The sequence below is a fragment of the Zoogloea sp. LCSB751 genome, from assembly GCF_002028455.1.
In the GTDB taxonomy this organism is placed as follows: Bacteria; Pseudomonadota; Gammaproteobacteria; order Burkholderiales; family Rhodocyclaceae; genus Zoogloea.
Genome location: NZ_MWUM01000402.1, coordinates 1 through 253 on the forward strand (window position 1 = coordinate 1; position 253 = coordinate 253).

The 253-nt window shown below is 48.2% G+C and carries 1 protein-coding gene; it reads right to left on the reverse strand.

All coding sequences use genetic code 11. The annotated features are described in order from the left end of the window. Nucleotides 1-59 precede the first annotated feature (59 nt). Nucleotides 60-253: hypothetical protein (locus B4920_RS30170; protein WP_216820101.1), on the reverse strand; the 194-nt coding region annotated here is incomplete at its 5' end.

A 253-nucleotide genomic window follows, 5' to 3' on the forward strand; every position in this document is an offset into this window, starting at 1 on the left:
GAGATAACCCCTCACCATCTCGGCCCGACCATGTAGAATGGCCACCAGATTCAGACCCATTACGGCAGACGCTTGCCCGCAAGAGCACCTTCTGGAATAGAACATGACAGCACAGCACCAAGCCACCAGCGCCAACCTGAGCGCCCACACCCCCATGATGCATGGGTGTCTTTACATTGATAAATAAACAATTTTTTCCACCAAAACAAAAAATCTACATTTAAACCTACACTTATAGTTTTTGCCCTCCCCT